The organism is Candidatus Benthicola sp., assembly GCF_058719085.1.
The window spans coordinates 1-2127 of the sequence record NZ_JBZQEK010000042.1; the positions used below are offsets into that span (position 1 = coordinate 1).

Below are 2127 nucleotides of genomic sequence, written 5' to 3' on the forward strand. Positions count from 1 at the left end.
AAGCGAAGGAGCGGTACGCCGCGATCAACCAGCGGCTGGCGGAGCTGTATACCGAGTTCGGCGACAACGTGCTGGCCGATGAAGAGGGGTACGTCACGTACCTCACGGAGGATCAGCTCAGCGGACTGCCCGCGGCGTACGTCGCGGCCGCGGCCGCCGCGGCGGAGGAGCGGGGCCACGAAGGCGAGTACGCCGTGACGAACACCCGCTCGTCCATGGATCCCTTCCTCACCTTCTCGGACGAGCGCGATCTCCGCGAGCAGGTCTGGCGCACCTACTACAGCCGCGGCGACAACGGCGACGAGCACGACAACAACGCCATCATCGCGGAGATCCTGAAGCTGCGGAACGAGCGGGTCCAGCTGCTCGGCTATGACAACTACGCCGAGTGGCGGCTCGAGAACCGGATGGCGAAGAGCCCCGACAACGTGTTCGACTTCCTGTACACCATCTGGCCCGCGGCACTCGCCCGGGTCGAGGAAGAAGTCGCGGAGATGCAGGCGATCGCCGATGCCGAAGGCGCGGGGATCACCATCGAGCCGTGGGACTACCGGTACTATGCCGAGAAGGTGCGCCAGGCGAAGTACGACCTGGACTCGGACGAGGTGAAGCAGTACCTGCAGCTCGCCAACCTGATCGATGCCATGCACTTCGTGGCCGGCCAGCTGTTCGGCTTCGACTTCGCGCCCGTCCCCGAGGGTTCCGTACCGGTCTGGCACCCGGACGTGAGCGTCTACGAGGTCACCGACCGGGAGTCGGGCGCGCACGTCGGCCTCTGGTACCTCGATCCGTTCGCTCGACAGGGGAAGCGGTCCGGTGCCTGGGCCACCACCTACCGGAGCCACCAGACGTACGACGGCCTCGAGACGACGCTCGGCTCCAACAACTCGAACTTCATCAAGGGCGCGCCCGGCGAGCCCGAGCTGATCTCGTGGGATGATGCCGAGACGCTGTTCCACGAGTTCGGCCACGCGCTTCACTACCTGTCCTCGAACGTGGCGTACCCGACCCTGAACGGCGGCGTGCGCGACTACACGGAACTGCAGTCACAGCTCATGGAGCGGTGGCTCCTCACCGATCCGGTGATCGAGAACTACCTCGTGCACGTGGAGTCCGGAGAGCCGATTCCCGGCGAGCTGGTGCAGAAGATCCGGAGCGCCGGCACGTTCAACCAGGGCTTCGAGACTACGGAATACACCGCCTCGGCGATCATGGACATGATGTACCATACGATCGACCCGGCGGGCCTCGATCCCGACGCTTTCGAGCGCGAGACCCTGACCGAGCTCGACATGCCGGACGAGATCGTCATGCGTCACCGGAGCCCGCACTTCACGCACGCGTTCTCCGGCGAGGGCTATTCGGCCGGCTACTACAGCTACGACTGGGCGGAGGTGCTGGTGGCCGACGCCGCGGAGGCGTTCGCGGAAGCCCCGGGCGGGTATTTCGATCCGGACGTCGCCGCGCGGATGGTCGGGTACCTGTACTCGATCCGGAACGCCATGGACCCGGCGGACGCCTACCGGGAGTTCCGGGGTCGGGACGCGACGGTGGACGCACTGATGCGCTACCGCGGGTTCCCGGTGCCGGAGGAGTAAGCAGGCCGCCGGATTCCGCCTATGCCGCCCGGGCTGGACGCTCTTCTTCCAGGTCGTTCGCCCGGGCGGCCGCTTTCGCTTCAGCCCCACACGTGCACGGTGCATCCTCGGGGATGCGCTCGAACAGGGTCACCTGGAAGCCCCTCCACACGGCGGGGCAGTTTCTGGCATGCTGCGGTTCGAATCCCATCGGTTCGCTCCGGTTCGGCAGGGCGCTGGTGCCGCCCGCTCGTCCACGTTGAACTTCTCGTACGGGTTTGCGCAGGCCGGGCGAAGCACCGGACATCGCCTCCCGTGCGTCCGGTGGACCGGTTCGCCGCTCGTGCGAGCCCCGTCTATATTCCGCCGACACCTCGCTACCCCCTCGCGCCACCCTGACGCGAACAGTGAGGACTGCCCCATGATCGATCGGCTGATGCGCCGTCGGCGCACCGCCCTCCCGGCACTCGTGTGCCTCGCTCTCTTTGCCGGACGGCCCGGTTCCCTGGTTGCCCAGGACGCAAGCGGAGACTGGTTCGGCATCATGGAT

General features: G+C 66.9%; 1 protein-coding gene. It reads left to right on the top strand.

Going from position 1 to position 2127, the window contains the following annotated elements; genetic code table 11:
* Window positions 1-1598: M3 family metallopeptidase (locus AC36XV_RS03340; RefSeq protein WP_492202257.1), on the top strand; the 1598-nt coding region annotated here is incomplete at its 5' end.
* Between the last annotated feature and the right edge of the window lie 529 nt (window positions 1599-2127).